Origin of the sequence: Streptomyces sp. NPDC088707 (genome assembly GCF_044752725.1) — a bacterium.
Taxonomy (GTDB): domain Bacteria; phylum Actinomycetota; class Actinomycetes; order Streptomycetales; family Streptomycetaceae; genus Streptomyces.
Genome location: NZ_JBIVLV010000018.1, coordinates 123,344 through 129,919, shown reverse-complemented (window position 1 = coordinate 129,919; position 6,576 = coordinate 123,344). Strand labels below are relative to the sequence as shown.

Here is a 6,576-nt window from a genome sequence, read left to right as displayed (position 1 = left end):
GGGGCCCCCCCCGCCCCGGTACCTTGTTCGGGGCTCCCGGGGTTTCTAGGGGGTGGTACCCCGGTTGGGGGGGGGGGGGTGGTGGTGTCCCCGGTGGCAACACCTCGACCGCGGCGCACGGGGGACGGAGTTCTCGCAGCCCGCACCGCAACAACATGATGCGTGCACGCCTCTGACCTGCACTTATGTGCGGCGTACCCACCGGTCGCGCACCCGTACCCCGTACCTCTGGCTCCACGTACCCGTACCTCGTACCCCGCGAGGGCGTACCTCGTACCCCGCCCGGCTTGTTGAACAGGCGTACCCGTACCGCGCGGGCTCGCCCCGCAGCCCCAGGGGCGTACCCGTACCCTGCGGCACCCCCTGCCGGCGTACCCGTACCTGTGTGTGTGGCGTACCCCGTGCTCGCGTACCCGAGGGCCCGGGTGAAGGGGTACGGGTACGCCAACACGCGAGGAGGGCGTACCCCGGCGATGGGTACGCCCTCATCCTCGATGGAGTTCAGCGGTTGCCGCTGGCTTGCGCTGCGTCTCGCTGGCTCCGGCGCTCGGCCGCACGCTCAGCGTCCGCAGCCTCTTCCTCTCGCACCAGCTCCAGAAAGCGCTCGGGAAGTTCGTCGGCGAGGCGACGTCGCGCGCGGCTGCGCGGGCTCGGCTCCGGCAGCAGATGGCCCCGGCGGGCAACAAGGCCGGCCACCACGACGAAGAGCAGTTGTGCTTCGTGGTCGGCGCGCGCCCGGAACTGCGCGAGGCGCCGACTGCGGGCGTTCGCTGACTCGTTCGCGGGCGGAAGGAGGTACTTGTCCGGCTGCTTCGCCAGGTCGGCGATCAGACGGCGAGCCTTCTGCGCAAGCTGGGGTGAGCGCAGCGCGTAGGCGGTGACCTTGTCGCGGTCGGCGTCATCGGCGGCGATGAAAGCTGCGAGTTCGGCGCCGAGCTGGCGGTTGGTGAGGGCGTTCAAGGCCTCGACCTTGGTTGCGACTGCTTCGGGGTCAGGATCCGTCCAGCGGCTTCGGCGGGGGGTCTTGCCCTCGGGAGCGTCTTGATGCGTGGCCGCCATCCGGGCTGGTCCTCCTGGACGTGATCGTGGCCGACTGCCGTCGGCGGCTCTGGTGACGGGCAAGGTGGCCGCCCTGCGACCGATCTCCCCGCGGCCGGATCGTCCCGGATAGCGGCCAGTCCCCGGCATCCTGGGCCCCTCGGGAGGGGCGCAGAGTCTTGGGCTTCCCTGCGGTCAACGCTCCGGGCCCAACCAGTGGACGGCCCCGAAAACCCGCAAGGTCGACACCTACGACGGTGAGATCGGCGGCACGGCGGCCACCTACAGCGGATGATACCCGCGCTGCCCCGTGTGGCCGGTCCGTGCGGGCTCTATCTGGCCGCTGGGCGGCTCTTCGGGGTGGTGGCCGACTCGATGGCCGGGGCGATGCCGATGGGCTTCCAGATCAGGTCGTGGGCGCTCTGGGAGACGGCGAGCACGGCCGCGATGGTGGCGAAGGTCGGTACGCCGTGCTGGAACTGCTCGATGCCGCCCTCGTAGGCGACGGTGAAGACGCCGGCGAGCAGCGCCATGACGGCCGCGACGATCTTCTTGGCGCGGACAGACCACTCAGGCCGCTGGACCACGGCGGTGATGAGCGGGGTGAGGCTGCCGACGGCAGAGCCGGCGCCGATGAGCTGAAGGGTGGAAGACATGGGGTTCCCGTCTGTCGGTGGTGCGGACAGACGGGAGAGTGCCGCCCGGCCGGGGCTTCCGTCCCGGGCGGGCGGCCGGTCAGTCGCGGGAGGCGCCTATGACGTCCGCCGCGATCTCCTCGGGCGGCTCGGGGGCGGAGCGGCCGAGCGTCTTCGCGAGCAGGGTGCGCAGGTCGCGGATGTAGTCGAGCGCCGCGGCCTTCCACCGGCGGTCCTGGCGCTGCTCCTCTTGGAGCTGCCGCACCTCGCGCGTCAGCTCCAGCTGTCCGGCCTCCAGCATGGCCACGCGCTCCACAGTCTGGGCGTGCATCGTGCGCTCCTGATCAAGGAGCACCCGCTGCTGATCGAGCATGCCGCGCTGCTGGTCGAGCAGCGATGAGAAGCCCACGGTCACCGTCTTCATCGCCTCGACGTACGTCTGACCTTCGGCGGCCTCGGCGTTCGCCTGCGTCTGGAGCGTGGCGACGCGCTCGTCGGCGTCGCCCTTGCGCTTCACCTGCCGGTAGCTGAACCAGGCGCCCGTGATGACGCCGAGGGCGCCGAACGCGGGAGCGAAGAAGGGCGCCGTGGAAGTCAGCCATTCCATGGCGCCTCCTCGTGATGGGGGTCGGGTCGAATGCGCGGGAGCCGGAGCCCGGAGGCCCGCGGCTCCCCGCAGGGCGTACGGTGCACGACCGCCCCGCTACTGTCCCGGCACGGGCCAGCTACGACACTGGAGGCTCAGCAACGCCGGCGATCAGGTTCCAGGTGCGACGAACGGCGTCGAGGAGCTGGTCGTCGGTGACGGCAGCCTGGGCGCTGTCCGGCTGGCCTTCAACCTGGCCTGCGGCCGCCGCCGCGGAGATGAGGGGGTCGGTGGCGATGGCGGGAGCGTAGCCAGGGCCGGTGAGGTCAGAAGGGTTGAGGGCACCGCGGGCGAGGGCGGACCGCAGGGGGTATCCGGAGATGCTGGGGTTCTCGGCCAGGACCTCGCGGGCGACACGGGAGAAGGCGGCGCGGACGCGGGCGGCGAAGACGGTGCTGCGCATGAGCAGGTCGTGTTCGGCGATGAGGGTGGAGGTGGGCAAGGAGAGTCCTTCCGGTTACTTGGTGTAGGTGACGCGGAGCTGAGGGGGGTAGGTCTGGCCGACGCCTCGGGCGCGCCCGTAGTAGGTGGCGGAGGAGTTGTTGGGGTCGAGTGCGATCCCGCGCCACGATGTGCTGTCGAAGACGCTCGTGATGTCGACCCATTTGCCTTGGTTGCGGGCCCAGGAGACGGCTTTGGACTCGGCGTCGCAGGAGAATGTGCCGGGTCGGGAGGCGTGCTTGTGGGCCTTGATCACGGCGGTGCCGCCGGCGTTGTTGTACCAATGCTCGAAGTAGAGGTAGATCTCGGCCTTGGTGATCGTGGCGCCCGCCAGGTCGGTGGAGAGCGCGGCGGGGAAGCCGACGAGGGCGGATTGCATCCCGTTGGTGGAGGACACGTAGCCCTGGAGCATCTGGTTGCCGTAGTAGGAGTTGTAGCCGGAGCGGTTGGCGTACGAGCCGGACCACGAGGCGGCGTAGGTTTTCGTGTACGTGCGCCTGACCGGCGTGTTCGTGCCGCCGCCCGTGTTGTAGACGCCCGTCTCAGGGATGTAGGGGCCGACGTCCTCGATGTAGTAGATGCCGACGTAACCGGCGGCGCCAAGGAGCCGGACGGTCTGTCCGGCGGGCCCGCCCTGGGCCCAGAAGGAAATGAGTAGGCGGTGGAGCCCCGCGCCGAACGATCCGCCTGACTTGATGGTCTCCAGCCGTACTCGATGCCAGCCGGCCCCAGACAGCGGGGTGGTGGTGGACTGGATCTGAGGCGAGTTGATCGAGGGGGTGGAGGCGCCGCCGTCGCGCAGGACCAGTGCGATCTCGCCGCCGCCGACGCTGGGGTCGGCGTAGCAGTCGAAGACGATCCGGTACATCCGGGTGGGGTCTGCCTCAAATGCCATCTCGACGTACCCGTACTCGGTGCTGCCGGCGGTGACCGAGGTGGCCATGTAGTCGGCGGCGACCAGGCCGCGGGGAAGCGCGTTGAGGAGTTTGGTGAGGGACTCGCCGCCGACTTCAAGGTTGCCGGCGACGGCAAGGTCGCTGAATCCTGCGTTGCCTTGCTGGTCGATGGTGGCGACGGGTACGCCGTTGCTGGACAGAGTGAGGTAGTTGGGGCGGCCGGTGACCAGGGCGACGGCCTCCTCGCCGTCGTCGTCGTAGAGCTGGAGACCGCGCGGGGAGAGTTCAGCACGGGAGCCGGTCACGCCGGAGGCCAGGACGATCCGGCAGGAGACGTTGTCGAAGGTCACGGTGCCCGCGGTGGAGGCTGCGGTGGCGCAGAAGACGCGGACCTGGGTGGTGCCGGCCGGTGCGACGGCGTCCGGTACCCCTGAGAGGCGCTGCCAGGATCCGCGTATGACGGTGCCGCTCGTGGATACGGTGCTGCTGCCCAGGCTCGCGCCGTCGGCGTCCAACCACTGGGCGAAGAAGCTGACCCGGGCGCCGACCCAGTCGGCCGATGCCAGGTAGTCGGTGGCCAGCCACATCTTCTGGCCGGGCTGGGCGGGGACGGTGGTCAGGGGCAGGTTGCGGTCGACGGCTGTGGTGTTGGTCGCGTCGACCCGGAGCGCCTTCGGCGTGTTGTTGCCGGGCGAGACGATCGACCAGTACGGGGAGGTGGCCGCGCGCTGCACGCTGGTCGCGCCTTCGAAGGAGGGGTCGGCGATGAGGTTGCCGTCGGTGCCGATGGAGAGCCGGTCGGCACTGAGGGAGCCGGCCTTGACGTGGGTGGCGTCGATGACTCCGGCGGCGATCTTTGTCGCGGTGACGGAGTTCACGGCGAGCTTGTCCGCCGTGACGGCCAGGGCGTCGATCTTCTCGCTGGTGATGGCGAGGGCTGCGATCTTCTCCGCTGTCACGGCGAGGGCGGTGAGGTGTGCGGTGGTGACCGACCCGGCCAGGATCTTGCCCGCGGTGACCGCGTTGTCCGCGATGGCGCCCTCGGTGACGGCGCCGAGGGCGATTTTCGCCGCGGTGACCGCGTCCTTGGCGATCTTGACCTCGGAGATGATCCCGTCGATCAGGTCCTGGCCGACGGCCTGCCGTGGCGTGCCCTGCACAGCGGCTGAGGGGGCGCCGGTGATCTGCGCCGTGTTCTGCGCGACGAGCCGGGCCCAGACCGGGGTGTAGCCCTCAACGGCCACCGTGACGGTACCGCCGAGCCGCGCGGTGATCGTGGCGACGTGGGTGGCCAGGTCCGGGACGAAGTCAGCGGCGGGGCCGACGTGGACCTGGACGAGAGAGAAGTCGGTGGGGGTGGCGTACGCGTTGTCCCAGGTGCCGTCCCAGCCAATGACGAGGCCGGCGAGGACCGGCTCGACGGTGGGCGGCATCGGCATGGGGGGCGGGTCGGTATTGACCGGGACCAGGGCGACTCCGCCGTCGGGCTGGACTCCCACGGAGCCCTTGAGCTGGCCCTGGTCGTCGTAGATGTCCATCGCGCCGCCCTCGATGGACGTGTGCGACGCCCGAGTGCTGCGCTCCAGCGCCTGGAGGCGCCGGACCACATCGTGCAGGGTTCGCGCGAGGTCCGCGGCGCCTGTGCTCCCCTCAAGGATCTTGACCATGGGCGGACATGGTCCGGGCGGCCGGCCCTAGTGTCGCGTGCTGGGCGGCGGCCTAGTACACGAAGCTGTCCGAGCGGCGCAGGTCGAGGGTGATGATGCCGTTGGCGGAGACTTCGTCGGCGACGACGCGGTGCCAGACGTCGATGTCTCCCACCCACGGCACACGGACCTGGACGCGGATGTCGTCCCCGAGCTGCCAGCTGCCGAACCGGGCGTTGGCGTGGTCGATGACCTGGATTCGTGGGATCTGGAGGGCCTTCGTTCGTCCGGCGAGTTCGGCACGACCGCGCTTCGCCAGCGCTGAGGAGGAGGACAACGTCTTGTCGCTGATGGTGACGACCCGCCGCATTCGCCCGTCATAGGCGGCGACCTGACTCCGCGCCATCTTCCGGCCCTCACCCTTGCCGAGGACTACGGCCTCGTTGGCGTACTCGTCCCCCATGCCCTCGGGCCGGGCGATGGCGATGACGTTCTCGGAGTCGGCGAAGCGCAGGTCGGTACGTCGGCGGCCGAGTCTCGGCCGTCCCAGGCGCAGCCGGTGCGCAATCGCGTTGCCGGACGTCTTCGCCCAGTAGTGCTCTTCTCTCCAGTCGAAGGGCGTCAGGCGTGCCAAGGTGTCGATCGTCTGGCCGCAGTCGGGGTGGTCCCACCAGGCGAGTTCCCACGGGTCCGAGCCGTCCTTCGCTCCGAGGGGTTCGCCCAGGTCGTGGGTGTCGATGACCAGACCGATATTTCCGTAGGGGCGGGTGTTGAGGTCCGACCAGATGCGGCGGACGGCGTCGTAGACGTCGAACCGCGCACCGCCGTACGGCTTCGGCGGCTTCGGGGTGCGCTGCTTGCCCTTTTTGCCGTCGATCCACCCGTCATGGTTCTTATCCCGGCCGGCGTAGGGGTCCTTCGGCGTGATCAGGGGACCGGAGATCATGTGCCCCTCGTAGGGGATGCCGTGCGGGTACGCGGTGAAACCCTCGCACTGGATCGTCGCCTTCTGATTCTCGTACGCGGTGCGCGTCACGATCCCGCCCCAGCGGATCGCCCCGTCGATCTCCAGGAAGATCTTCGTCCCCCACTCCTGGATAAGGGGCTTGCCGTCGGAACCCATCATGCGCTGGTACTCGGGCTCGATCGTGCCCGTCATCGACCCCGGACCGGACAGCTCCCGCCGGGGGTTCGAGGACAGGGCGAGCGGAACGTCCCAGTCGAGAATCGTGCCCCCGAGGGCCCGTTGGGCGATGAAGCGCCACTTCTCCATC

Annotated in this window: 6 protein-coding genes; all 6 read right to left on the bottom strand. The window is 69.7% G+C overall.

Translation table 11 applies throughout. The features are described 5' to 3' along the window. Positions 1–501: 501 nt before the first annotated feature. Positions 502–1,059, bottom strand: a complete 558-nt coding sequence (locus ACIP84_RS37050) for a hypothetical protein (RefSeq protein ID WP_401804502.1) — start codon at positions 1,057–1,059, stop codon at positions 502–504. Positions 1,060–1,370: 311 nt separating this feature from the next. Then, positions 1,371–1,694 carry a hypothetical protein gene (locus ACIP84_RS37045; protein ID WP_401804499.1) on the bottom strand — a complete coding sequence of 108 codons (324 nt, stop codon included), beginning with the start codon at positions 1,692–1,694 and terminating at the stop codon, positions 1,371–1,373. A 79-nt stretch (positions 1,695–1,773) separates the two neighbouring features. Beyond that, complete coding sequence (locus ACIP84_RS37040; protein ID WP_401804496.1) at positions 1,774–2,280, bottom strand: hypothetical protein; 507 nt, start codon at positions 2,278–2,280, stop codon at positions 1,774–1,776. Between the two features lie 118 nt (positions 2,281–2,398). Then, on the bottom strand, positions 2,399–2,761 hold the full coding sequence (locus ACIP84_RS37035; protein ID WP_401804494.1) for a hypothetical protein: 363 nt from the start codon (positions 2,759–2,761) through the stop codon (positions 2,399–2,401). A 15-nt stretch (positions 2,762–2,776) separates the two neighbouring features. After that, complete coding sequence (locus tag ACIP84_RS37030; protein ID WP_401804492.1) at positions 2,777–5,323, bottom strand: hypothetical protein; 2,547 nt, start codon at positions 5,321–5,323, stop codon at positions 2,777–2,779. 52 nt (positions 5,324–5,375) lie between these two features. Beyond that, positions 5,376–6,575: a hypothetical protein gene (locus ACIP84_RS37025; protein ID WP_401804489.1), complete on the bottom strand. Its 1,200-nt coding sequence runs from the start codon at positions 6,573–6,575 to the stop codon at positions 5,376–5,378. Between the last annotated feature and the right edge of the window lies 1 nt (position 6,576).